Source organism: Nocardia sp. NPDC050713 (assembly GCF_040654315.1).
Taxonomy (GTDB): Bacteria; Actinomycetota; Actinomycetes; order Mycobacteriales; family Mycobacteriaceae; genus Nocardia.
This window is the reverse complement of record NZ_JBFAHS010000001.1, coordinates 133,350-156,282: the sequence shown is the minus strand read 5'-3', so window position 1 is coordinate 156,282 and position 22,933 is coordinate 133,350. Positions and strand designations below refer to the sequence as shown.

The 22,933-nt window shown below is 68.4% G+C and carries 23 protein-coding genes and 2 tRNA genes; 9 read left to right on the top strand and 16 right to left on the bottom strand.

Annotated features, from left to right (window positions below):
* Positions 1 to 24: 24 nt before the first annotated feature.
* The 3 genes from AB0H49_RS00675 to AB0H49_RS00665 form a co-directional block, all read right to left on the bottom strand.
* On the bottom strand, positions 25 to 492 hold the full coding sequence (locus AB0H49_RS00675; RefSeq protein ID WP_354998267.1) for a deaminase: 468 nt from the start codon (positions 490 to 492) through the stop codon (positions 25 to 27).
* Positions 493 to 634: 142 nt separating this feature from the next.
* Positions 635 to 1,321 (bottom strand): RibD family protein, encoded by a 687-nt coding sequence (locus AB0H49_RS00670; RefSeq protein ID WP_357245667.1) that lies wholly within the window; start codon positions 1,319 to 1,321, stop codon positions 635 to 637.
* Positions 1,318 to 1,962: an aminodeoxychorismate/anthranilate synthase component II gene (locus tag AB0H49_RS00665; RefSeq protein ID WP_354998269.1), complete on the bottom strand. Its 645-nt coding sequence runs from the start codon at positions 1,960 to 1,962 to the stop codon at positions 1,318 to 1,320. The genes AB0H49_RS00670 and AB0H49_RS00665 overlap by 4 nt, the downstream gene beginning before the upstream one ends.
* Before the next feature lie 198 nt (positions 1,963 to 2,160).
* On the opposite strand from AB0H49_RS00665, the gene crgA reads away from it, so the two are divergent.
* The gene (gene crgA, locus AB0H49_RS00660) at positions 2,161 to 2,424 is read left to right on the top strand and encodes a cell division protein CrgA (protein WP_067786371.1); all 264 of its coding nucleotides are present in this window, start codon (positions 2,161 to 2,163) and stop codon (positions 2,422 to 2,424) included.
* Positions 2,425 to 2,515: 91 nt separating this feature from the next.
* The gene (locus AB0H49_RS00655) at positions 2,516 to 2,980 is read left to right on the top strand and encodes a PH domain-containing protein (RefSeq protein WP_357245663.1); all 465 of its coding nucleotides are present in this window, start codon (positions 2,516 to 2,518) and stop codon (positions 2,978 to 2,980) included.
* A gap of 52 nt (positions 2,981 to 3,032) precedes the next feature.
* Here AB0H49_RS00655 and AB0H49_RS00650 read toward each other — a convergent pair whose 3' ends face one another.
* A complete protein-coding gene (locus AB0H49_RS00650; protein WP_354998271.1) occupies positions 3,033 to 3,902 on the bottom strand; it encodes a rhomboid family intramembrane serine protease in 870 nt (289 codons plus the stop codon).
* Positions 3,903 to 3,906: 4 nt separating this feature from the next.
* Positions 3,907 to 4,434, bottom strand: coding sequence for a peptidylprolyl isomerase (locus tag AB0H49_RS00645; RefSeq protein ID WP_354998272.1), 528 nt, complete (start codon positions 4,432 to 4,434; stop codon positions 3,907 to 3,909).
* A 187-nt stretch (positions 4,435 to 4,621) separates the two neighbouring features.
* Here AB0H49_RS00645 and AB0H49_RS00640 point away from each other — a divergent pair, with 187 nt between their 5' ends.
* On the top strand, positions 4,622 to 4,834 hold the full coding sequence (locus AB0H49_RS00640) for a hypothetical protein (RefSeq protein WP_354998273.1): 213 nt from the start codon (positions 4,622 to 4,624) through the stop codon (positions 4,832 to 4,834).
* 6 nt (positions 4,835 to 4,840) lie between these two features.
* Here AB0H49_RS00640 and AB0H49_RS00635 read toward each other — a convergent pair whose 3' ends face one another.
* From AB0H49_RS00635 to AB0H49_RS00620, 4 genes are all read right to left on the bottom strand, one after another.
* Entirely contained in the window at positions 4,841 to 5,659 is an 819-nt protein-coding gene (locus tag AB0H49_RS00635; protein ID WP_357246577.1) for an ABC transporter permease, read from the bottom strand.
* 35 nt (positions 5,660 to 5,694) lie between these two features.
* Positions 5,695 to 6,747: an ATP-binding cassette domain-containing protein gene (locus AB0H49_RS00630; protein WP_354998274.1), complete on the bottom strand. Its 1,053-nt coding sequence runs from the start codon at positions 6,745 to 6,747 to the stop codon at positions 5,695 to 5,697.
* Between the two features lie 837 nt (positions 6,748 to 7,584).
* Positions 7,585 to 8,511 carry an acyl-CoA dehydrogenase family protein gene (locus AB0H49_RS00625; RefSeq protein WP_357245659.1) on the bottom strand — a complete coding sequence of 309 codons (927 nt, stop codon included), beginning with the start codon at positions 8,509 to 8,511 and terminating at the stop codon, positions 7,585 to 7,587.
* Positions 8,512 to 8,654: 143 nt separating this feature from the next.
* Complete coding sequence (locus AB0H49_RS00620; protein WP_354998276.1) at positions 8,655 to 9,152, bottom strand: pyridoxamine 5'-phosphate oxidase family protein; 498 nt, start codon at positions 9,150 to 9,152, stop codon at positions 8,655 to 8,657.
* A gap of 79 nt (positions 9,153 to 9,231) precedes the next feature.
* On the opposite strand from AB0H49_RS00620, the gene AB0H49_RS00615 reads away from it, so the two are divergent.
* The 3 genes from AB0H49_RS00615 to AB0H49_RS00605 all read left to right on the top strand — a co-directional run bounded on the left by AB0H49_RS00615 (position 9,232) and on the right by AB0H49_RS00605 (position 12,078).
* On the top strand, positions 9,232 to 9,657 hold the full coding sequence (locus tag AB0H49_RS00615; RefSeq protein ID WP_354998277.1) for a helix-turn-helix domain-containing protein: 426 nt from the start codon (positions 9,232 to 9,234) through the stop codon (positions 9,655 to 9,657).
* A 296-nt stretch (positions 9,658 to 9,953) separates the two neighbouring features.
* Positions 9,954 to 10,688, top strand: coding sequence for a YoaK family protein (locus AB0H49_RS00610; RefSeq protein WP_357245655.1), 735 nt, complete (start codon positions 9,954 to 9,956; stop codon positions 10,686 to 10,688).
* Between the two features lie 37 nt (positions 10,689 to 10,725).
* The gene (locus AB0H49_RS00605; RefSeq protein WP_357245652.1) at positions 10,726 to 12,078 is read left to right on the top strand and encodes a TIGR01777 family oxidoreductase; all 1,353 of its coding nucleotides are present in this window, start codon (positions 10,726 to 10,728) and stop codon (positions 12,076 to 12,078) included.
* 127 nt (positions 12,079 to 12,205) lie between these two features.
* Here the strand turns inward: AB0H49_RS00605 and AB0H49_RS00600 are convergent, their stop codons facing one another.
* Complete coding sequence (locus tag AB0H49_RS00600; RefSeq protein WP_354998280.1) at positions 12,206 to 13,042, bottom strand: MerR family transcriptional regulator; 837 nt, start codon at positions 13,040 to 13,042, stop codon at positions 12,206 to 12,208.
* 136 nt (positions 13,043 to 13,178) lie between these two features.
* On the opposite strand from AB0H49_RS00600, the gene AB0H49_RS00595 reads away from it, so the two are divergent.
* The 3 genes from AB0H49_RS00595 to AB0H49_RS00585 all read left to right on the top strand — a co-directional run bounded on the left by AB0H49_RS00595 (position 13,179) and on the right by AB0H49_RS00585 (position 16,461).
* Positions 13,179 to 13,778 (top strand): lipocalin family protein, encoded by a 600-nt coding sequence (locus AB0H49_RS00595; protein ID WP_357245648.1) that lies wholly within the window; start codon positions 13,179 to 13,181, stop codon positions 13,776 to 13,778.
* A gap of 136 nt (positions 13,779 to 13,914) precedes the next feature.
* Positions 13,915 to 15,228, top strand: a complete 1,314-nt coding sequence (locus AB0H49_RS00590) for a deoxyribodipyrimidine photo-lyase (protein ID WP_357245645.1) — start codon at positions 13,915 to 13,917, stop codon at positions 15,226 to 15,228.
* Between the two features lie 45 nt (positions 15,229 to 15,273).
* Entirely contained in the window at positions 15,274 to 16,461 is a 1,188-nt protein-coding gene (locus AB0H49_RS00585; RefSeq protein WP_357245642.1) for a hypothetical protein, read from the top strand.
* 52 nt (positions 16,462 to 16,513) lie between these two features.
* On the opposite strand, the gene AB0H49_RS00580 is transcribed toward AB0H49_RS00585, so the two are convergent.
* The 6 genes from AB0H49_RS00580 to gyrB all read right to left on the bottom strand — a co-directional run bounded on the left by AB0H49_RS00580 (position 16,514) and on the right by gyrB (position 22,871).
* Positions 16,514 to 16,586: transfer RNA gene (locus AB0H49_RS00580), tRNA-Ala, on the bottom strand.
* A 24-nt stretch (positions 16,587 to 16,610) separates the two neighbouring features.
* Positions 16,611 to 16,718 carry a DLW-39 family protein gene (locus tag AB0H49_RS00575; RefSeq protein WP_218018413.1) on the bottom strand — a complete coding sequence of 36 codons (108 nt, stop codon included), beginning with the start codon at positions 16,716 to 16,718 and terminating at the stop codon, positions 16,611 to 16,613.
* A gap of 29 nt (positions 16,719 to 16,747) precedes the next feature.
* Positions 16,748 to 16,821 (bottom strand) — tRNA-Ile (locus tag AB0H49_RS00570).
* Between the two features lie 285 nt (positions 16,822 to 17,106).
* Complete coding sequence (locus tag AB0H49_RS00565; RefSeq protein WP_354998284.1) at positions 17,107 to 18,210, bottom strand: DUF3566 domain-containing protein; 1,104 nt, start codon at positions 18,208 to 18,210, stop codon at positions 17,107 to 17,109.
* Between the two features lie 40 nt (positions 18,211 to 18,250).
* Positions 18,251 to 20,764: a DNA gyrase subunit A gene (gyrA, locus tag AB0H49_RS00560; protein ID WP_357245638.1), complete on the bottom strand. Its 2,514-nt coding sequence runs from the start codon at positions 20,762 to 20,764 to the stop codon at positions 18,251 to 18,253.
* A gap of 55 nt (positions 20,765 to 20,819) precedes the next feature.
* Positions 20,820 to 22,871, bottom strand: coding sequence for a DNA topoisomerase (ATP-hydrolyzing) subunit B (gene gyrB / locus AB0H49_RS00555; RefSeq protein ID WP_357245636.1), 2,052 nt, complete (start codon positions 22,869 to 22,871; stop codon positions 20,820 to 20,822).
* Positions 22,872 to 22,933 lie beyond the last annotated feature (62 nt).

Here is a 22,933-nt window from a genome sequence, read left to right as displayed (position 1 = left end):
GGCCGTTCGGCGCCGACGGCCCGATTACGACAGGTCCAGGTGCCGATTCATCGACATGGCCTCGTCGGCCAGATCCGGCAGTTCGACCACCTCGACGCCGTGCTGCCGTAGCTTCTCCACCCCGACACAGTTCACCACGAAGGTCGTCGGCTCCCGCCAGGCGATGACGACACGGCCGATCCCGGCGCGCAGGATGCGATCGGTGCACGGCGGCCTGGTCGCCGTCGCGCGCTGCGAACACGGCTCGAGGGTGCTGTAGATCGTCGCCCGCGCCAGCCGCGGATCGTCGGCGGGCAGCTTGTTCAGCGCGGATTCCTCGGCGTGCACCTTCTCGTCGGTCTCCCGCGAGTATCCCGTCGCGATCTCCGCACCGTCGACCACGACGACCGCGCCGACCGAGAACGCGGTGTCGCTCGGCGGGCACTGGCGCGCGAGGTCGATGGCCCTGCGCATGAAGCGGTGGTCGGCCTCGGACCGCTCGCCGCCGTTCACGCCGCGGCTCCGGCCTCGACGATGTTCTGCTGCCGACCGGACGCCGCCGCGCCACCGGACCGACTGCTCACGACGCGGCGCCGTTCCCACGACTCCCGCACCGACGATGTCCTGCCGACGGCACAGTCGGGCCAGCCGTTCACTACCCGGCTCCGTTCCCGGGACGGAGGAGGTAGCGCAGCACGGCCATGTCGCCGACCTGCTCGACCTCGGCGAGCGTCCGGCGGCGGGTCGATCCGCCGGGGAATCGAGCGTCCGCGAGGAACCGCGGCGCGGCCGAATCGCCGACGACGATCGGCGCGACGGCCAGGTGCAGTTCATCGGCCAGATCGGCGGACAGGAACGCCGTGTGTATCCCGGTGCCGCCCTCGACCATCAGACGTCCGATGCCGCGGCGGCCGAGATCGTCCAACAGCGCCCCGAAGTCGAGCTCCGCGCCGAGCGCGACCACATCGGCGATGCCGACCAGTCGATCGGCGAGCCGCGCCGCGCCGGAATCGGTCGTGTAGACGACCTTCGCCCCGCCGTGGTGCCAGAAGTTCAGCTCACGGTCCAGGTCGCCGCGCGCGGTGACGGTGACCTTGAGCGGAAACTCCGGCTTGCCCGCCGCCACCCGCGCCGCCCGGCGCTCGGCACTGTCGACCAGCAGCCGGGGATTGTCGCGGCGCAACGTCTCGGCACCGACCAGGATCGCGTCGGACTCGGCGCGCACCCGGTCGACCCGATCGAAATCCGCCGCGTCCGAGAGCAGCAGCCGCTCGGGACCGGCGTCATCGATGTAGCCGTCCAGGCTGACCGCCACCGAGAGCAGCACGTACGGCCTGGTCACTGCAACACCAGTGCCGCGACCTCCGCCTCGAGCATCTCCACCAGACCCTCGGCGGGCCGCTCGCCGCAGACCTCGAGCCAGTTCGCGAGCATCCGGTGTCCGCCCTGGGTGAGGACTGATTCGGGATGGAACTGCACGCCGTGGATCGGCAGGGTGCGGTGCCGCATGGCCATCACGATCCCGGATTCGGTGCGGCCGAGCACCTCGATGTCCTCGGGCAGGGTGTCCTCGAGCACGGTGAGCGAGTGGTACCTGGTCGCGGTGAACGGATCGGGCAGACCGGCCAGCACGCCCGAGCCGATGTGGAACACCGAGCTGGTCTTGCCGTGCAGCAGTTCGGGCGCCCGGGTGACGGTCGCGCCGAAAGCCTCGCCGATCGCCTGGTGCCCGAGGCAGACGCCGAGCAACGGCGTGCTGCTGCGGGCGCAGGCGTGCACGAGGTCGATGCTCGCGCCCGCCCGGTCGGGGGTGCCGGGACCGGGGCTGATCAGGATGCCGTCGTAGTCGGCGATCGCGGCGTCGACGTCGGCCAGTTGCGGATCGTCGTTGCGCCAGACGACGGCCTCGGCTCCCAGCTGGCCCAGGTACTGCACCAGGTTGAAGACGAAGCTGTCGTAATTGTCGACGACCAGTACACGCATGGTTCGAGATTACGTGGCGACGCGGGAGACCGTCGCATCCATTACCTGTTGGGATAGCCTAGGGGGAACACCGGAGGGCTTCCGAGCCTCGCCCGGGCCGTCCGCGCTGCCACCGGAACGGCCGCGGCGAAGTCGCTCGGCACAGCGTCAACTGAATCAGCCGCCGGTACCGACCTGCACGCCGAATACGAGGACGTCATGCCCAAGTCGAAGGTCCGCAAGAAGACCGACTACACGATCAACCCCGCCAGCCGGACCCCGGTGAAGGTGAAGGCGGGCCCGTCGCCGGTCTGGTACGTCACGATCATGCTCGGCTTCATGCTGGCCGGTCTGGTCTGGCTGCTGGTCTACTACCTGGCCGCCGAGCAGATCAGCTGGATGAACGACCTCAACGCCTGGAACTTCCTGATCGGCTTCGGGCTCATGGTCGTCGGACTGATCATGACCATGCGGTGGCGCTGATCCACCTCCTTCGGGATTACAGACGTGTCATTCATGCACACCTGTGGATGACCCTGTGGACAACTCGAGGACCGATTGGGGAAAGTGCCGCGTGAACCCTGAATCCCCCTCCGTGGAACCGCGTCTCGCGTGGACCACGCCTACCCCCGCGCTCGTCGCGGTGGCCGTCGGCGGTGTGATCCTCGCTGGTGCGGCGTTCTTCGCCGCGGACGCCGCGAGCCGGCTGCTCATCGGGCTGGCCGCGGCGGGCCTGCTCGCCCTGGCGGGCCTGGGTTTCCGCCAGCGGCCGCGCCTGTCCATCCAGACCGGCGCCGATCCGCGCCTGGTGGTGCGCGGCCTGCTCGGCCCGGCCGAGTACCGGCCCGAGCAGATCGTCAAGGCGCGGGTGGTGAGCTACCGCCGCCTCGGGCGCAAGTCGCCGATGCTCGAGATCGATGTCGAGCACGAGGGCCAGGAGCGGCTGTTGATCTTCGGCCGTTGGGACCTGGGCACCGCGCCGCAGGATGTCTTCGAGGCGCTGGTCGCGCATCGGATCGCGTATTTGCCGTCGGAGTAGGCATACCTCGGCATTCGCTCCATGTTTCACGTGAAGCGAGCCGAAAACCGGCTCAGGACACCAGTGCCGCCGCGACGCCGATGAGCGCGACCGAGACCGCGCCGACCGCGCCGATGGCGGCCCACCCGATGGTGCGTGCGGACTCCGGCGATTTCGCGCGCACCCACTGCGGCAGGAACAGCACGCCCATCGTTGCCAGCGTGCCCGCGACGAGTCCGCCCAGGTGCACCCACAGCGAGACCCCGCTCAGCGAGAGGCTGAGCAGCACGTTGATCGCGATGATCACCAGAATCTGGGTGGCGTTCATCCGCAGCCGGATCAACAGCACCGCGACCGCGCCGAACATCCCGTACACCGCGCCGGACGCGCCTGCCCCGATCGTGTTCACCGGCTCGAGCAGCATCCCGCCCGCCGAACCGCCGACCAACGCGACCATATAGATGGCGAGCATCCGGGTCCGCCCGAGGAACGGCTCCAGCTGGATGCCGACGATGTAGAGGGCGAACATGTTCAGCGCCAGGTGCAGCGGGCCCCAGTGCAGGAAGCCCGAGCCGATCACCCGGAACCACTCACCGTCGGCCACCAGCTGCGGAATCAGCGCCCAGCGCAGGAAGAGGCTGGACCGGTAGTTGTCGGCCAGGCTGCTCGCTTGAACCGCGGTGATCGCGTAGAACAGCACGTTCAACGCGATCAGCCCGTATGTCACGAGCGGGGTGGTCGAGGCGACGACCGGTGCGCCCGCGACCGTGCGGACCGGACGGACCTGGGCGCCCGCCTCCCGCACGCAGTCGACGCAGTGCTGCCCGACCGCGGCGGGTCGCAGGCAGTCCGGGCACGCGGGCCGCCCGCAGCGCGTGCACGCCAGGCCGGTCGGACGATTCGGATGGCGGACGCACGTCGGTGCGGGCGGCTGAGGGTTCATCGGTTCAATCGATCGTGACGGTGGAGATGCGGACGGGCTCTTTGGGACGGTCGTTGCGATCGGTCGGCGTCGCCGCGATGGCGTCGACGACCTTGCGCGAATCCGGGTCGACGACCTCGCCGAAGATCGTGTACTTGCGATTCAGGTGCGGCTGCGGGCTCACCGTGATGAAGAACTGCGAGCCGCTGGTGCGGGCGCCGACGTTCGCCATGGCCAGCAGGTAGCCGCGGTCGAAGCGCAGCTCGGGATGGAATTCGGCGGCGATGTCGTAGCCGGGCCCGCCGCGACCGGTGTCGCCGGGATCGCCGCCCTGGATCATGAAGCCCTCGATCACCCGGTGGAAGGCGGTGCCGTCGTAGAACGGGCCGGAGGTGCCCCCGCTCGCGTTCTCGGTGGTGTACGCCGCCGAGCCGTCGATCAGCCCGAGGAAGTTCCGCACCGTCTTCGGCGCGTGATAGCCGAAGAGCGCGAGCTTGATATCGCCGTGGTTCGTACAGAGCGTCACACCGGCGGTCTGAATCGGTGAGGTCACGCCCGCAATGCTAGAACAGCGCCGCCGGACGAAGTCCGCAGAACACCCGCGCATGGCCGGAGCGAACGCGGAGGCACGCCTGACGATCGCGCGCTCCGATCCTGCACACTGCCCGGGCCGGCCCGCGGCGCGTCCAGACCGGTCGGCACTTACTGCGCAGTTCACTCCGCTGTGCCAAAGTGGTCGAATGAGCTTGGGGCGTCTACGCGTATCCGCACGTTCTCGTAACCGGCTGATCGCCGGGGGTCTCGCCGCGCTGGCGGGTGGCGTGGCCTGGCTGGTCCGCAGCAAACGACCGCTGCCGCCGCAGCCAGCGCCGGAGCCGCCGCGCATCGGCTACTCCCGAAACGGCTCCGCGCCGACCCCCGTCGCGGGAGCCGGCGCGGAGAACAACCGCTGAGCGCGTTCAGCGGCTGACGGCGCGCTTGTACTGGCGCAGGGCCAGCGGCACGAACACCACCAGGATCACGACCACCCAGATCAGCGTGGTCGCCACCGGATGCTGCATCGACCAGGCGTCCGAGACCGGCACCATCGCGCTGGTGTTGCCGAACAACTCGCGGGTCGCCTGTGTCAGCGCGGAGACCGGGTTCCATTCGGCGAACACCTTCAGCACGGTCGGCAGGTTTTCCATCGGCACGAACGTGTTGGCCAGGAAGGTCAGCGGGAACATGACCATGAAGCTGGCATTGTTGAACACCTCGGGCGCCCGCACCAGCAAACCGACGACGGCCATGATCCAGGACACCGCGTAGGCGAACAGCAGCAGCAGGACGTACGCGAGCACCGCGTCCAAGAAGGAGCCGCGGATCCGCCAGCCGACGACCAGGCCGGTCAGCGACATGACCACCAGGCTGACCACGTTGATCACCACGTCGCTGACGGTCCGGCCGACCAGCACCGCCGACGACGCCATCGGCAGCGAGCGGAACCGGTCGATGATGCCCTTCTGCATGTCCTCGGCGAGACCCGCGCCGGTGAACGAGGAACCGAACACCACGGTCTGCGCGAAGATGCCCGCGATCAGGAACTCGCGGTAGCCGCCCTCCATGCCGGGCACCTGGATCGCGTTGCCGAAGACGTACGCGAAGAGCAGCACGAACATGATCGGCGACAGCGTCGAGAAGATCAGCACGTCGGGCACGCGCTTGATCTTGATGATGTTGCGCTTGGCAATGGTCACGCTGTCGCTGACCACGATGGAGAGGCGTTCACCGAGACCCATGCGGGGCGGTGCCTCCACAACTGTCGTCGTCGCGGTCATCGGGACTTTCCTTCCGTAGCTTCGAGTCGTTCGGCGGCTTTCGCTCCGCCGGAGCCGTTCGCCGCGACGTCTCCCGCGCGCTTGTCCACGGCATCGCCACCGACGAGCTCCTCGGCCTCGTGCCCGGTGAGCGTCAGGAACACGTCGTCCAGCGACGGACGACGCAGGCCGACGTCGTGCACCTGCACGTCGCTCGCCGCGAGCAGGCCGATCGCGTCGACGAGCGCCTGGGAGCCGTTGCTGACCGGCACCGTGATCCGGCGCAGGCCGGGTTCGAGGTGAATCTCCCCGTCCGCGAGGCCCTTCAGCGCCTGCTGCGCGACGGCGAGCTTGTCGACGTGGTCGACGGTGAATTGGACGCGATCGCCGCCGACCAGGGTCTTCAGCTCGTCGGCGGTGCCGCGCGCGATGACCTTGCCGTGGTCGATCACGGCGATCGAGTCGGCGAGCCGGTCGGCCTCCTCCATGTACTGGGTGGTGAGCAGCAGCGTGGTGCCGCCCGCGACCAGCTCCTCGATGACGTCCCAGAGGTCCAGCCTGGCCCGGGGGTCCAGGCCGGTGGTCGGCTCGTCCAAGAACAGCACCGGCGGATTGGCCACCAGGGCCCCGGCCAGGTCGAGCCTGCGGCGCATGCCGCCGGAGTAGCCGCGGACCGGCCGGTCGGCCGCGTCGCTGAGCCGGAAGCGTTCCAGCAGCTCGCGTGCGCGCTCCTTACTGCGCTGCACGCCCATGTGATAGAGCCTGCCCACCATCTCGAGGTTCTCGAAGCCGGTGAGGTATTCGTCGACGGCGGCGTACTGGCCCGACGCACCGATCCTGGACCGCAGCGCCTGCGGATTCCGGAGGACATCGAGTCCCGCCACCGTCGCCCGGCCCTCATCGGGAACGAGCAGGGTGGTGAGCACCCGGACCGCGGTGGTCTTGCCCGCGCCGTTGGGGCCGAGTAGCGCGGTGACGGTGCCTTCCGGCACCGTCAGGTCGAGTCCATCGAGGGCGACCAGCTGGCCGTAGCGCTTGACCAGACCCTCGGCGACTATTGCGTCGGGCATGATTCTCCTGACGTTGGTGAATTCTCGATGTCGAACGGCGTTCGACGCCCCTCATCCGGGCGTCGAGGCGTTGTCAGCGGGTCGGACAACCGACCGATACGGGGGTCAGTATTGTCCTGACTCCGGTTGTGCGCATCCCCTTTGTTGGGGGACGTCTTGCCTCGGGCCGGACAGCGAAAGGCCGCATCCCGGTCCAGTCGGTGCTCGGGGGTACCGGAACGGGATGCGACCGGTTCGATGGTCCCGCGCGCGGCCCTCTCGGGTCGTGCGTAGCCGACTACCCGTTTCCCGCGCGCGCGGTACTCACTCCGCACCGTGCCGCGGGCGGCGGTCGAACCAGTCCGAGTGACCACCGGCACATACTCGCACCGGGGTACGACAGATTTCGGTCGTCGCCCGACATGCCCAGCCCGCCGCGACACGCGACAAACCCGGCAGAATCGAGCCCGCTCGCCGTCCGGTGGAGGGATTCGCGCCACACTGCGACCACTCGGAATGTTTCCGGTCGGAACCGCTTTTCGTGCCACCGCGCCGAAATTGTGGTGGAATGAGCTGCACCGCAACGTCTTTGACAAACGCCAGGTCACGGACCTGCCGCAGGACCTGCACGGGCGGCCGGTCGACGCCGTGATCGAGCAATCGCACCGCGTGCCACCGCGCCAAATTTCTTGGAAAGTGGCTACCCCCATGCGCACACAATCACAAATCTTCGCGTAGGATCAGTCACGTCGGCCCCTCCCCCCCGGGCCGACCTTACGCGGGCCTCGGCTAACTCCCCCCCTTCGCCGAGGCCCGCTCCCCATTTCCGGACCCTTTTCACGAGGTCCGTTCTCGCCTTCAGCCGGTGGTCTCGGTGTCGAAGCCGACCGCCCGCCAAGCGGTTGCCAGCCGCTGCGCCCGCACCCGTCCCGCCGTGCCGAACAGCGGGCGATCCCGCTCCCAGCGGTCCCTGGCGACCGGATCGGCGGTCCGCCAGAGCGGCGCGAGCTCGTCGACGACCCGGCCGAACTCCTCGAAGACGCCACCGAGTGCAACATGCACGCCGGGCGACCCGGGCTGGTCCAGATCCAACCCGCGCACCGCGGCCACCAGCGCGAGCAGGCGCTGAAGCACCGGACGCGGCCAGGACGACTCGCGCGCGACGCGCACCAGCCAGCCGAGCGCGGCGGCGAGCACGTGCACGTCCTCGATGGTGCGGAACGGCTTGAGGAAATCGGTGTAGCCGTCGCCGGGCAGCACGGTCGCGGGCGCGTCGGTGAAAGTGACGGTGGCGTGCGGGATCTCGGGGGCGAACGGCGGCTCGGGCAGATCCGTCACCGCGACGCCCGGCGCCGAGGTTTCGACGAGCGCGGCCCGCAGGATGTTGCGGCCGTCGTCGGCGACGCCCGCGCTGGCGACGACCAGGAGCCTGCGCGCCAGACTGCCCAGCGTGGTGAAGGTCTTGGTGCCGCTGATCGTCGCCGCGCCGTCGTGCTCGGTCAGCGCGGTGCGGATGGCCGAGGGATGCGCGCCGCCCGCCTCGGTGGCCGAGACCGCGACGGCGTCTTCGGCAGGCAGCTCGGGCAACAGGGTGCGCAGCGCCTCCTGGTAGCCGGAGAGGAAGGCGTAGCCGAGCCGGTCGGCCGCGAAACCGCCCGCGATCGCGGCGTCCACGTGTGCCGCGAAACGGGCCGCGACCGCGCGGTGCCCGGCCCAGGCGGCCGTCACGGAGTCGACCGGTGCGCCGGGCGGTTCGGTCAGGAGATAGTCGAGCACAGATTCCACTCCTGCACGCTAACCCGCGCGGAGCTCATGCCCGACCGACTCGGGCCTAGCTGATCTCTACCCGCAGTCGGCCACGGCGAAGGTCCGGAAAATAGGCGTTGCCGGACGAAGTTCGCCAGGAGCCCGCCCGGAGCCGAGGCCACCTAACCGGTCCGGGCGACCTCGACCGGGGACTGCCATATCCGGCTGCGCAGATCGGCGCCGCGAATCACCTGGATGCGCCACGGCTCCAACCGCATGATGTGCAGCGTCGGATCGTCGGGCGCGCGCCAGAACTGGCCGAGGTGATAACCCGCGCCGGGCGGACTGGTCTGCGCGTACAGGTCCCAGACACGTTGGCGCGTCGGGAGATCGTCCACCCACTCGGCCGTCGCGTCCACCGCGACGGAGTTGTTGCCGCGCGACCAGTAGGAGAAGTTGACGTGCGGGTTCCGCGCGATGTGCGCCGCCTTGACCGGCGTCTTGTAGGTGGCGAGCCAGCCGAGCGGAACCCCGTCGACCCGCTCCCAGACCGGGATGAGCACCCGGGTGCGCGGCCGGTTCTTGCTGTCGACGGTCACCATCGTGGCGTACACGATGTGCCCCACGTAGGCGTTGAACTCCGTCTCGATCTCGTCGAAATCCTCGACCTTCTGCGTCATGCCGAAGTCCTTCCGGTTCCCGCTGCGACTGTCGGTTACTTCTTGTAACCAAGGGCATCATCGGACACCATGGACAGCTATGGAAGACGGCACTTCTGAGTCACCCGGTTACTGCGGAGATACCGAGGACTACACGGCACGCCAGTGGGACACCCGCGAGGACTGCGATGTACGCCAGATCCTCGACCGCATCGCCGACAAGTGGTCGCTGCTGACCATCGCCCTCCTCGCGGAACGCACCATGCGGTTCACCGAACTGCGCCGCGAGATCGACGGTGTCAGCCAGCGCATGCTGACCCGTACGCTGCGCCACCTCGAACGCGACGGCCTGGTGCGGCGCACGGTGCATCCGGTCGTGCCGCCGCGGGTCGACTACGAACTGACACCGCTGGGCGGCAGCCTGCACGAGACCATCCAGGCGCTGGTCACCTGGACCGAGGATCATCAGCGCGAGATCGCCGAGGCGCGCACCGCGTACGACGCGGCCGCCGCGGTGCCGGTGTGATCCGAGGGTCGATCCCCAGCCGGCGGCGCAGCCGGGTGGCGGCTTCGACAACACAACCGGTGACGGCACAGACAACACCGTCGCGGTGACGGCACCAGCAACACGAGCCGGTGACGGCACCAACAGCACCGCCGGGGTGGCGGCACAGACAACACAGCCGCAGTGACGACACCGACAGCACAGCGCGGATGTGAGCTCGGCAAACAACCGGACACACCCAGCATCTGGTCAGCTGATTCTCAGGGCGCGCGGGTATCACTGATTGGGTCGCATCCGCCGCGTGAGGAGCCTGACCTGTGAAACAGCCGGACGAGAGACGGAGAAGGGAACTCTTCGACGCCGAGGCCCGGCTCTCCTGGGTGCTCGCGGCGCTGGCCGGGATGATCGGCGCGGCGGCCTTCATGCACACCGCCGGCTACTTCGTCACCTTCATGACCGGCAACACCGAGCGTGCCGTACTCGGCGCGTTCCATGATGAGCCCGATCTGGCCGTCGCCGCCGCGCTGCTGCTGACCGCGTTCCTGTCCGGCGTGGTCGTTGCCTCTTGGTGTCGCAGGCACTACTGGTCGGGTCATCCGCACGGGCCCACGCTGCTCACAACCGTGTGCCTCGCGCTGGCCTCGATCATCGATATCGCGCTCTACTCCGTGACAGATACCAGCCGGATCGATTTCGTCCCCATCCTGTTCGTCGCCTTCGGCGTCGGCGCGCTGAACACCTCGTTCGTGAAGGACGGCGAGGTCTCGGTGCCGCTCAGTTACGTCACCGGGACGCTGGTCAAGCTGGGACAGGGCATCGAACGCCACGTCAGCGGCGGTGACTACGCCGACTGGCTCGGCTATTTCCTGCTGTATCTGTCCTTCGGGCTCGGCGCGCTGCTCGGCGGTCTGCTGAGCTTGCTGGTCGCGGGCTGGGCGATGCTCATCACGGCGACGGTGGTGTGCACCCTCGTCACCGGCTACACGTATCTGCACCTGGACAGGCACGGTCCGCTGCCGATCGAGTCGCCCGGCAGGTCGAACGACGCATAAACGCTTCATCAGGGCGCTTCGCGACTACAGTCGAGTCATGGCCATCGAGTGCTCGAGCGTCGTCGCCGCGCCCCGATCCGAGGTCTTCGCCTGGTACGCGCGTCCCGGCGCGTTCACCAGACTCGCGCCACCGTGGCATCCGGTTTCCCCGCTCGCCGAGGCCGATTCGCTGGCCGACGGACGCGCCGTGCTCGGCTTGCCGGGCGGGTTGCGCTGGGTGGCGCGGCACGATCCCGCCGGTTATCTGCCGCCGCAACGTTTCGTCGACGCGGTTGCCGCGAAGGGACTCGCCTCGCTGCCCGCCGCGCGGCTGCTGCGCTGGCGGCACGTGCACGAATTCGAGGAGGTCGACGCCCGGCACACCCGGGTGATCGATCGAGTGCGGACTCCGATTCCGGAATTCGTGCTGCGCCCGATGTTCGACTACCGATACCGCCAGCTGGCCGACGACCTACTCGCGCACCGCCGCGCCGCCGAGCACGGCTTCGGCCCGGCCACCGTCGCGGTGACCGGTGCGTCCGGCCTGGTCGGCACCGCACTGTGCGCCTTCCTGAGCACCGGCGGCCACCGCGTCCTGCGCTTGGTGCGTCATCCGGCCCGCACGCCCGGCGAACGCCGGTGGGACCCCGCCGCTCCCGACCCCGAACTGCTCGACGGCGTGGACGCGGTGGTGCACCTGGCCGGCGCGTCGATCGCGGGACGGTTCACCGAGGCGCACAAGCGGGCGATCGCCGACAGCCGGATCCAACCGACGCGCAAGCTGGCCGAACTCGCCGCGCGATCAGGTCTTTCGACCTTCGTCAGCGCCTCCGCCATCGGCTTCTACGGCTACGACCGCGGCGACGAGACACTCACCGAGGAGGCGAGCTGGGGCGACGGCTTCCTAGCCGATGTGGTCGCGAACTGGGAGGCGGCGACCCGCCCCGCCGAGAAAGCCGGAGTGCGGACGATCCGAATTCGTACCGGCATCGTGCAGTCCCCGAGCGGCGGCACACTGCGGCTGCTGCGTCCGTTGTTCACCGCGGGTCTCGGCGGGCGGATCGGAGACGGCCGTCAATGGCTGTCCTGGATCGCTCTGGACGACCTGGTCGATGTCTACCACCGCGCGCTGTGGGACGAATCCCTCGCGGGACCGATCAATGCCGTTGCGCCGCACCCGGTCCGCAACAGCGAATACACCGAGGTGCTGGCCCGCGTGCTGCACCGCCCCGCGCTCCTTCCGGTGCCCGACTTCGGCCCGGCCCTGCTGCTCGGCAAGCAGGGCGCGCGCGAACTCGCCGCCGCCGGCCAGCGCGTGCTGCCGACCCGGCTGGTCGCGGCGGGGCACACGTTCCGAACTCCCGGCCTCGACGCCGCGCTGCGTCACCTGCTCGGCCGGACGAGGCACTGACAACCTGGGGCGCGACACTCGCTCGGCGCACAGGACGGCGGCTGAGAACCACCGCGACGCGTCCACCGGCGGTGCCACGGCCGGACCTTCCCGCGAAGCGACGGCATCCGTTCGGGCGCCGAGAAATTCAGCGCAGCCGGTCGACGGCGTCCGCCAGACTCTCCACCTGCACGGCGGCCGCCGGCAGGATCACGTCGTCCCATCCGGGCCCGCCGAGGAACACCCGAGCCCCCGCCCCGAGACAGGCGCGAACGGCCGAGGTCAACGCCGTGGATTCGCGCTGCGACCAGAGCAGGACCGCAGCCGGATCCCGCTGCCTCGCAAGCGCGTCCACCAATGCCGCGGTCGGAACATCGGGGCCGAGCATCCGCGCGCCGACGCCGCGTTCGGCCAGCGCGGCACGCAGCACGTCGAGCGGCAGCGAATGTGTTTCACCGCTCGTGCAGGCGAGCACGGTGCCCGCGGGCCCGGTGGGCGGATTCGTTCGTTGCATGGCGGCCGCGACACACCAGGAGAGCAGGTGTTCGACATCGACGCACCCCTCGCCACTGCCCTGCCGATCGACGATCTCGGCAAAAGCGGGACGGCACAGGCGTTCCCAGGTGTCGACGACGCCGTAGGCGCGAACGTGCGATTCGACCAGGGCGGTGACCGTGCCGGTCTCCAGGGCGAACGCGGCGGCGAGCAGCGCGGTCCGATCGCCGAGCGCCAGCACGGGCCCGCGTGCTGTCGCGGCGGCGCCCGCCGGGCTGGCGCCACCGCGGATCAGCTCGAGCATCCGTTCCAGCAGCGCGATGTCGGATTCGGTGTAGAGGCGGTGACGGCCGGGCCGATCCTGCGCGGGCCCGATCTCGTAGCGGCGGTTCCAGCTGCGCAGGGTCGCCGTCGGAATGCCGAGACGCTCGGCCACCGCGCGCACCGTGTAACCGGCCGCGTCGGGAGCGGAGGCGGAACCGGCGGGCATCGTCTCATTCTGCCCGGTCGAGTCCGTCCGGTTCCGCACGGACGCCCGGATTCGGAGTGTGTCCGGCGAGAATTCTGCATCGTTTATGCATCGTTGACTGATATCATGGCGAGAGTCGCCGACCCGAGGAGGTCCCATGGACTCGCACCGGACAACACGATGGTGTGCGCGTCTCGCGACCGCTGTCGTCGCGGCGGCGAGCGTCGCCGCCGGTACCGCGACGGCCGAACCGCCCGCCCCGGTGCCGAACTTGGATCTGGATCGCTACCTCGGCCAGTGGCGCCAGCTCGCCGCGATACCGCAGTACTTCAACCTGGCCTGCGCCCGCGACACCACTGCCGACTACGCGCTGGACCCGCGCGGCGACATCTCCGTGCACAACCGCTGCATCACTTGGACCGGCACCGTCAACGAGATCCGCGGCACCGCGCGGGTGAACGACCGGGTGACGGGCGCGCAGCTGCACGTCAGCTTTCCCGGCGTACTCACCCAGGATCAACTGGACGGCCCGACGAACTACATCGTCACCGCGCTCGGCCCGGACTACTCGTGGGCGCTGGTGACCGACCCCAACCGCACCTCGGGCTTCGTGCTCGCCCGCGAACCCGCGTTGGATCCACAGTCCTGGTCGGACGTGCGTGCGGCGATCGTCGCGGCGGGCCAGGACTCCTGCCTTTATCTCACCTCGCCGACGACTGGCGGCATGTCCACGATCGGACCGCTGTGCACTACGTGAACCGCGACAGCGTGCGGACTCCGCGAGGGTCGCGTTCGCGCCGGTACGGAAGAGCCGCCCGTGCCCGCGCGGCGCGACCCTCGTGGGGCCCGCATCGGTCGCGTCGCTCCCCGTGGCGGCCGCACGGAGCCGACCGATGACGACCTCGGTGGCGCTGTTCACCCGCGACCTGCGGGTGCACGACAATCCCGTGCTCACCGCGGCGCACCGGGCGGGCGACGCGGTGGTGCCGCTGTTCATCGTCGACCGCGACCTGGTACCGGACCGCTGCCCGCCCAACCGCGCCCGCTTCCTCGCCGCCGCCCTCGCCGAACTCGACGACGAACTCCGCGCGCTCGGCGGGCGACTCGTGCTGCGCCGCGGTGACGTGGTGGACGAGGTCGACCGTGTGGTCGCCGAAACGGGCGCCACCAGCGTGCATCTCGCCGAGGATGTGAGTGGATACAGCCGCTCGCGAGCACTGCGATTGCGAGAACGGCTGCGGGAGCGTGACTGTCGGGTCGACGAGCACACCGCCACGATCACGGCGGCCGACCCGGACCTGCTCGTGCCGTCCACCGGTCGCGATCACTTCGCGGTCTTCACCCCCTACTTCCGGCGGTGGCAGGAAGCGCACCGGCGCAAGCCCCTCGGCAAACCACGCGCCCTGACCCTGCCGCGAATATCGGGTGACCCGCTGCCGAAGCCCGACGACCTGTGTTCGGGCGAATCCTCGCCGCACTTGACCGTCGGCGGCGAGACGACGGGCCGGAAACTGCTGCGCGACTGGCTTTCCGGTCCGCTCGCCGACTACGCGAAGCTCGGCGACGATCTGGCCGCCGACGCGACCTCCCACCTCTCGCCCTATCTGCACTTCGGCTGCCTGTCCCCCACCGAGGTGGTGCACCGGGTCGACATGTCGGCCGAGGGCGGTCACGCCTTCGCCAGGCAGCTGGCCTGGCGCGACTTCCACCACCAGCACCTCGCCGCCCGGCCCGAGGCCGCCTGGCACGACTACCGCGCGCGGCAGATCCAATGGCGCGACGATCCGCGCGCGGTCGAGGCCTGGCGAGAAGGCCGTACCGGCTATCCGATCGTCGACGCGGGCATGCGCCAGTTGCGCGCCGAGGGCTGGATGCCCAACCGCGCACGACTGATCACGGCCAGCTTCCTCACCAAATCCCTTCGGGTGCATTGGCGGATCGGCGCGGCCCACTTCTTGCACTGGCTCGTCGACGCCGACCTCGCCAACAACCAGCTCAACTGGCAGTGGGTGGCGGGCACCGGCACCGACACCAGGCCGAACCGCGTGCTCAACCCGCTGCGCCAAGCCAAGCGCTACGACCCCGACGGCGATTACGTCCGGCGTTGGATACCCGAACTCGCGCACCTGGAGGGGCCGCGGATTCATCTGCCGTGGCGCGCGGACGTCGACTACCCCGCCCCGATCATCGACTTCGTCGGCATGTGAATACACCGGGCTGCGCTTGTCGGTGCGGGTGATTACGTTGGCCGAGTGGACAACTCACGAACACCAACGCCGAGCGAGTTCGCCGCGCTGGTGCGCCGCCAGCTCGACGACCTCGGCATCGAGGGCGCCGAATACCAACCCGGGGAGTTCTGCTTCGAACTGCCCGACGGCTTGGTCATCAATCTGCACAACATCTTTCGCGATACCGCCGAGTTGACGGCCGAGGAACGATCGGAGCGCGTCACGCGGTTCCTGTCGGCGTTGCGCGCCGACGAGGAATTCCCCGCCGACTGGGAAAGCGCACGTCCCACGCTGTTTCCGGTGCTGCGCCCGGCCACCTACGGCGGACAGGGCATACGTCCACTCTCGCGCCCGGCCTTTCCCTTCGTCGACGAGCTGATCGCGATCGATATGCCCGACAAGCGCGTCCTCGTCACCACCGATCACGTGACGGGTTGGGGCGTCACGATTTTCGAGGTGTTCGAAGCCGCGCGCGAAAACCTCGCCGCGAAACCACCTTCGATCTCCCTGTCGGACGACGGGTACACGCGCATCGTCGACACCGGCGACTACTACGCGACTTCCTGGCCCCTGCTTCCCGGCTGGCTCGCCTCGCTCGCCGCCGAAGGCAGACGCGCGGTCGCCTTCATCCCCGAAGACGACGCCCTCATCCTCACGCTGGACGAGCCCGAACTCCTCGAGCAGCTCTTCGACGCCGTGGAGGACCAGTACGTCACCGCGGTGCGCCGCCTCTCACCGCAGGCCTACACCACCAACGGGAGCGGCGCGGTCGTCCCGTTCGACCTGGCAGGTCCGCATCCCCAGTTACCCGCCGCCCACCGGGCGCGCTGTGGCCTGGCCACCACCGAGTACCAGGCCCAGCAAGCGCAGCTCATCGAGGCGCTGGACGACGAAGACGGCTTCGCGCCCTACGGTATCGACTTCGCCTATCCCTCCCAGCTGAACTTGGCCAGCGGCGACAACGGTTTCTTCACCATCGCCCCGTGGGCTGAAGAGATCGAGACCCTGCTGCCGGAAGCCGACTACATCGACCTCTGCCTGACCGACGAGAAGGACGAGATCATCGAAACCCTGGCGATCCCCTTCGCCACCCTCGCGGCCCACATCGACTTGGTCCCGGTCCGCACCCTGTCCCCACGCCGCTACTTGGCCAAGAACTGGCCCGACGCCCCGACCCTCACCCGCCTGCGCGCCGCCGCCGTCGACCTCTAGCCCGGAAACGAGAATCGGCGCGTGCTCTGAACAAGCACGCGCCGGTTGAAAGTGGAGCCTAGGGGAATCGAACCCCTAACCCCTGCCTTGCAAAGGCAGTGCTCTGCCAATTGAGCTAAGGCCCCGAGTCCCCGAGGGTGGAATGAGTTTCAGCGAGTGGTGACCTCGTGCCACAGGTCCGCTTCGTCACGCTTGCGCAGCTTGGTGATTCCGAAGAGAACCGCGACCACGACGCCGACCGTGAGGAGAATCTTCATGGTTCCCACCCTACTGTCATGTTCGGGAGTGGGCCTAGGAGGACTTGAACCTCCGACCTCTTCGTTATCAGCGAAGCGCTCTAACCGCCTGAGCTATAGGCCCGTGTTCGGCTCTCGCACCGTAGTGGGCGAGCCGAGGCTAGACATTACCAAACTTGACTCAAAACAAACAAAACAGCTGGTAGCGGGCCTAGACCGGCCTATTCGGCCCATCTCTCCGACCCCTGCCAGCCGACCTAGCCGTCAGCGATCCCGTCGCCCGAACGGAAACGGCCGGTATTCCCTGGAACGGGAATACCGGCCGCCGCCGAGAATTTCGCGGACTGGGCGATCCGCCGACGCTCCAGCCATGATGGAGCGATCGACGGACACCGTCCGAGCCGAGTTCCTAGTCCGGATCCGCCAGAGTCACCTGGATACCACCGACCAGGTCGCAGCACTGGTTGTAGATGAAGGTGCCGACCGTGCCGAGCGCGGTGAACAGCACCACGTTGATCAGCCCGATGACGCCCGCGTAGCCGAACACCGTGCCCGCGTCGATCAGGCCCACCGAGCCACTGTCCTGGGACACCATGTCGGTGAAGGTGTTGTTCAGCCGCTCCCACACGCCCATGCCCTCGAGCACGATGTAGAGCAGGCCGACGGCGAGCATCCACACGAAGAACAGCGCCACGCTGATCACCAGCGAGATCTTCAGCGTCGACCAGGGGTCGATGCGGCGGATCTGCACGGTGGCGCGCAGCGGCTCACCGGAAGCCACGGCCGCCGCGACCGCGACCGGAGCCGCGGGCGAGACGTGCGCCTGCGGGTTCATGCCGACGGGCTCGGGGTGCGGTAGTGGGTGCCGGATATCGGACAAATCGGGCATGTCCTTGATCAGTTCCGGCCGCGCGATGCTGCGGGTGGGTCCGTCGATGCCGACCGACTTCACCATCGCCGCTTCCTTGCGCGCCGCCTTGGCCGCGAGGTCGGCCGTGGTGCGCGCGTTGGTGACGCCGCCGTTCAAGCCGACCGCCGCGTTACCGCCCGCTCCGGCGCCGAGCCCGGCGCCGCCGTCCGCGGGCGGCCTGCCCGCCACCGGCGCCTGGCCGGGGCGGTACAGGTTCGACTGCGGCTCGCGCTGCGGCAGCTGCGACCAACCGTCCTTGTACTGCGACTGACCGCCGCCCGGCGCGGGTTTCGCGCCATCGGGGCCGCCGGATTCACCGGGCGAACCCATCCGAACGGTCTCCTGATCGAACCCTTCTTTGCCGCCACCGGGCTCCGGCGCACCCTTGGGCGCGCCCTGCTTGGGTCCGCCCTGCCCGGGCCCGAAATCGCCCTGCTGGCCGACGTTCTGTTGCGGCTGGCCACCCTGCTGGCCCCCGCCCGGCTGTCCGGTTTCGCCCGCGCCGGGCCGGGGGATCGGCCGCGGCGGAATCGGAGACGGTGCGATCCGTTCGGTCACACCGTTCGTCTGGTGTCCGTCATTCGGCTGATTCGGAGTGGTCAATGGGAATCCTTAGATCCGTTCGTTGCCGCCGCTTGGAGGGTCACTGCTGAGAGGAACCGATTTCGTCGCCACCGTCGACCTGATCGGGTTCGTCGGCGTTGCGCGCGATAGCAAGCAACGTACTTCCCTCTGCGAGGTTCATCAATCGCACGCCCTTGGTCTGTCGCCCAGCCTTACGAACCTGCTTTGCCGCCGTCCGGATGACTCCACCGCCGGAGGTGATCGCGTAGAGCTCATCCTCATCGTCGACGATGAGCGCACCGACCAGAGTGCCACGCCTGGCGTCGAACTGGATAGTCAATACACCTTTACCGCCGCGTCCCTGCGCGGTGTACTCCTCGATCGCGGTGCGCTTCGCGTAGCCGCCCGAGGTCGCCACCAGCAGATACGTCTCGGGTCGAACGACGTTGAGCGACAACAGTTCGTCCTCGGCGTTGAACCGCATGCCCTGCACGCCGGAGGTGGCGCGACCCATCGGGCGCAGCGCCTCGTCGGTGGCCGAGAAGCGGATCGACTGGCCCTGCGCCGAGACGAGCAGCAGATCGTCGTCGGCGGAGCAGAGCACGGCGCCGACGAGTTCGTCCTCGTCGCGCAGGTTCACCGCGACGATGCCGCCGCTGCGGTTGGAATCGAAGTCCGAGAGCCTCGACTTCTTCACCAGACCATTCTTGGTGGCCAGCACCAGATACGGGGCGTCTTCGTAGGATTTGATCTGAATGATCTGGGCGATCTTCTCGTCCGGCTGGAAAGCCAGCAGGTTGGCCACGTGCTGACCGCGCGCGGTGCGGTTGGCCTCGGGCAGCTCGTACGCCTTGGCGCGGTAGACCCGGCCCTTGTTCGTGAAGAACAGCAGCCAGTCGTGGGTCGAGGTGACGAAGAAGTGCTTGACGATGTCGTCCTGCTTGAGACCCGCGCCCTGCACGCCCTTGCCGCCGCGCTTCTGCGAGCGGTAGAGGTCGGTCTTGGTGCGCTTGGCGTAACCGGTCTCGGTGATGGTGACGACCACGTCCTCGCGGGCGATCAGGTCCTCGTCGGCCACGTCGCCGTCGGCGGCGATGATGCGGGTGCGCCGCTCGTCGCCGTACTTGTCGACGATCTCGGCCAGCTCGTCGCGCACGATGGCGCGCTGACGTTCCGGTTTGTCCAGAATGTCCTTGTAGTCGGCGATTTCGCTTTCGATCTTGGCCAGATCGTCGATGATCTTCTGCCGCTCCAGCGCGGAGAGGCGCCGCAGCTGCATGTCGAGAATGGCGGTGGCCTGGATCTCGTCGATCTCGAGCAGCTGCATCAGGCCGGTGCGGGCGGTGTCGGTGTTGGCCGAACGCCGGATCAGCGCGATGACCTCGTCGAGCGCGTCGAGCGCCTTGACCAGGCCGCGCAGGATGTGGGCCCGTTCCTCGGCCTTGCGCAGCAGGTAGCGGGTGCGCCGGACGATGACTTCCAACTGGTGATCGACGTAGAGCCGGATCATCTGGTCCAGGCGCAGCGTGCGCGGCACGCCGTCGACGATGGACAGCATGTTGGCGCCGAAGCTGGTCTGCAGCTGGGTGTGCTTGTAGAGGTTGTTCAGCACCACCTTGGCGACGGCATCGCGCTTGACCGTCACCACGATTCGCATGCCCGCGCGGTCGGAGGACTCGTCGTGGATATCCGAGATACCCGCGATCTTGCCGTCCTTCACCTGCTCGGCGATCGAGTTGATGAAGTTGTCGGTGTTGACCTGGTAGGGCAGCTCGGTGATGACGATCGTGGTGCGACCGCGGTTGTCCTCTTCGATCTCCACCACACCGCGCATGCGGATCGAGCCGCGACCGGTGGTGTAGGCGTCGTTGATGCCCTGGTTGCCGACGATCAGGCCGTGCGTCGGGAAGTCCGGGCCCTTGACCCGCTCCATGCACGCGGCGAGGGTGCTCTCCTCGTCGGCGTCGTGGTTGTCCAGCGCCCAGTAGATCGCCTCGGCGAGCTCGTTCAGGTTGTGCGGCGGAATGTTGGTCGCCATACCGACCGCGATGCCGTTGGAGCCGTTCATCAACAGGTTCGGCACCCGGCTGGGGAGAACCACCGGCTCCTGCGAACGACCGTCGTAGTTCGGCGCGAAATCGACCGTCTCGTGGTCGATCTCGCGCAGCAGCTCCATCGCGAGCGGCGTCAGGCGGCACTCGGTGTATCGCATGGCGGCCGCGCCGTCGTTGCCGCGGGAACCGAAGTTGCCCTGGCCGTCGACCAGCGGGTAGCGCAGCGACCACGGCTGCGCCATGCGGACCAGGGTGTCGTAGATCGACGCGTCACCGTGCGGGTGGTAGTTACCCATGGTCTCCGCGACCGGGCGCGCGGACTTCACGTAGCCGCGGTCCGGGCGGTACCCGTTGTCGTACATCGCGTAGAGCACGCGCCGGTGCACCGGCTTGAGGCCGTCGCGCACGTCGGGCAGCGCGCGGCCCACGATCACGCTCATCGCGTAATCGATGTAGCTGCTCTGCATTTCGTTCTGGATGTCGACCGGCTCGATCCGGTCGCCTGCACCGCCGTTCGGGGGCAGCGTTGTCTCAGTCATGCGGTCTCCTTAGCGGGGCGTGAAAAGGCTGAACTGCAGCGGGTTCTCACGCCGGCTACACGTCGAGGAAGCGAACGTCCTTGGCATTGCGGGTGATGAAGCTGCGACGCGCCTCGACGTCCTCGCCCATCAGAACGGAGAACAGCTCGTCGGCCGCGGCCGCGTCGTCGAGCGTCACTTGACGAAGCACCCGCACCGCCGGGTCCATCGTGGTCTCCCACAGCTCTTTGGCGTTCATCTCGCCCAGACCCTTGTAGCGCTGGACGCCGTCGTCCTTGTTGATCTTCTTGCCCGCCGCGAGACCGGCCTCGAGCAGGCCGTCGCGCTCCCGGTCGGAGTAGGCGAACTCCGGATCGCTGCGCTGCCACTTGAGCTTGTACAGCGGTGGCTGCGCCAGGTAGACGTGGCCGTGCTCGACCAGCGGGCGCATGAAGCGGAACAGCAGCGTCAGCAGCAGGGTCGAGATGTGCTGGCCGTCCACGTCGGCGTCGGCCATCAGCACGATCTTGTGATACCGCAGCTTGGCGATGTCGAACTCGTCGTGGATGCCGGTGCCGAACGCGGTGATGATCGACTGGACCTCGTTGTTCTTGAGAACCCGGTCGATACGCGCCTTCTCGACGTTGATGATCTTGCCGCGCAGCGGGAGGATCGCCTGGTACATCGAGTCGCGGCCGGACTTGGCCGAGCCACCGGCGGAGTCACCCTCCACGATGTAGATCTCGGACTTGCTCGGGTCCTTGGAGCGGCAGTCGGCCAGCTTGCCGGGCAGACCGCCCAGGTCGGTGGCGGACTTGCGGCGCACCAGCTCGCGCGCCTTGCGTGCCGCGACGCGCGCCTGCGCCGAGGAGACGGCCTTCTGCACGATGGTCTTCGCGTCGGCCGGGTTGGCCTCGAACCAGTGCGCGAGGTGCTCGTTGCATGTGCGCTGCACGAACGACTTGACCTCGGTGTTGCCGAGCTTGGTCTTGGTCTGGCCCTCGAACTGCGGGTCGGAGATCTTCACGCTCACGATCGCGGCGAGACCCTCGCGGATGTCGTCGCCGGTGAGGTTGCCGTCCTTCTCCTTGAGGAGCTTCTTGTCCTTCGCGTACTTGTTCACCACCGTGGTGAGCGCGGCGCGGAAGCCCTCTTCGTGGGTGCCGCCCTCGTGGGTGTTGATGGTGTTGGCGAAGGTGTGGACGGATTCCGAATAGCCGGAATTCCACTGCATCGCGACCTCGAGCTCGTGCCCGGTGCCCTTGCCGGTGAAGCCGACCACCGAGTTGTGGATCGGCTGCTTGGTCCGGTTGATGTGCTTGACGAAGTCCTCGAGTCCACCGGGGTAGTGGTAGGTGCGGACCTTGACCTTGGCCTTCGGCTCCTCGACGGCGGGCGCGTTCTCGTCGAGGTGCTTGGGCGCCTCGGCGGTGTCGCTGACGACCTCGTCGGTGACCTCGCTCTCGGAGACCCGCTCGTCGGTGAGGGTGATGGTGAGCCCCTTGTTCAGGAACGCCATCTCCTGCAGACGCCGCGCGACCGTCTCGAAGTTGAAAGTCGTGGTCTCGAAGATCTCCGGATCCGGCCAGAACCGGATGGTGGTTCCGGTGCGCTTGGTGGCCTCGCCCTGCAGCAGTTTGCCGGGTTTGGAGTCCTTGTACTCCTGGGTCCAGTGGTAGCCGTCGTTGTCGACCTCGGCCTCGAGCCGGCTGGACAGCGCGTTCACCACCGAGATGCCGACGCCGTGCAGACCACCGGACACCGCGTAGGCGTCGGAGTCGAACTTGCCGCCCGCGTGCAGCTGGGTCATGACCACCTCGATGGTGGGGATGCCCTGCGCGTGCATGCCGGTCGGGATGCCGCGGCCGTCGTCGACCACCTCGACGCCGCCGTCGGCCAGCAGCGTGACATCGACGCGCGTCGCGTAGCCCGCCATCGCCTCGTCGACGGAGTTGTCGACGACTTCCCAGATCAGGTGGTGCAGGCCGCGCTCACCGGTCGAGCCGATGTACATACCCGGGCGCTTGCGGACCGCCTCGAGTCCCTCGAGGACGGTGATGGAGGAGGCACCGTAGTCCTGCTTGCCCGATGTCGCCTTGGTCGAATCGTTGGAGTCCTTGGCAGCCACTGGTCGGTAGCTCTCCTTACTTGCTGACCCCGGTGCAGCGATCGCCACAGCGCAAGCGCGGC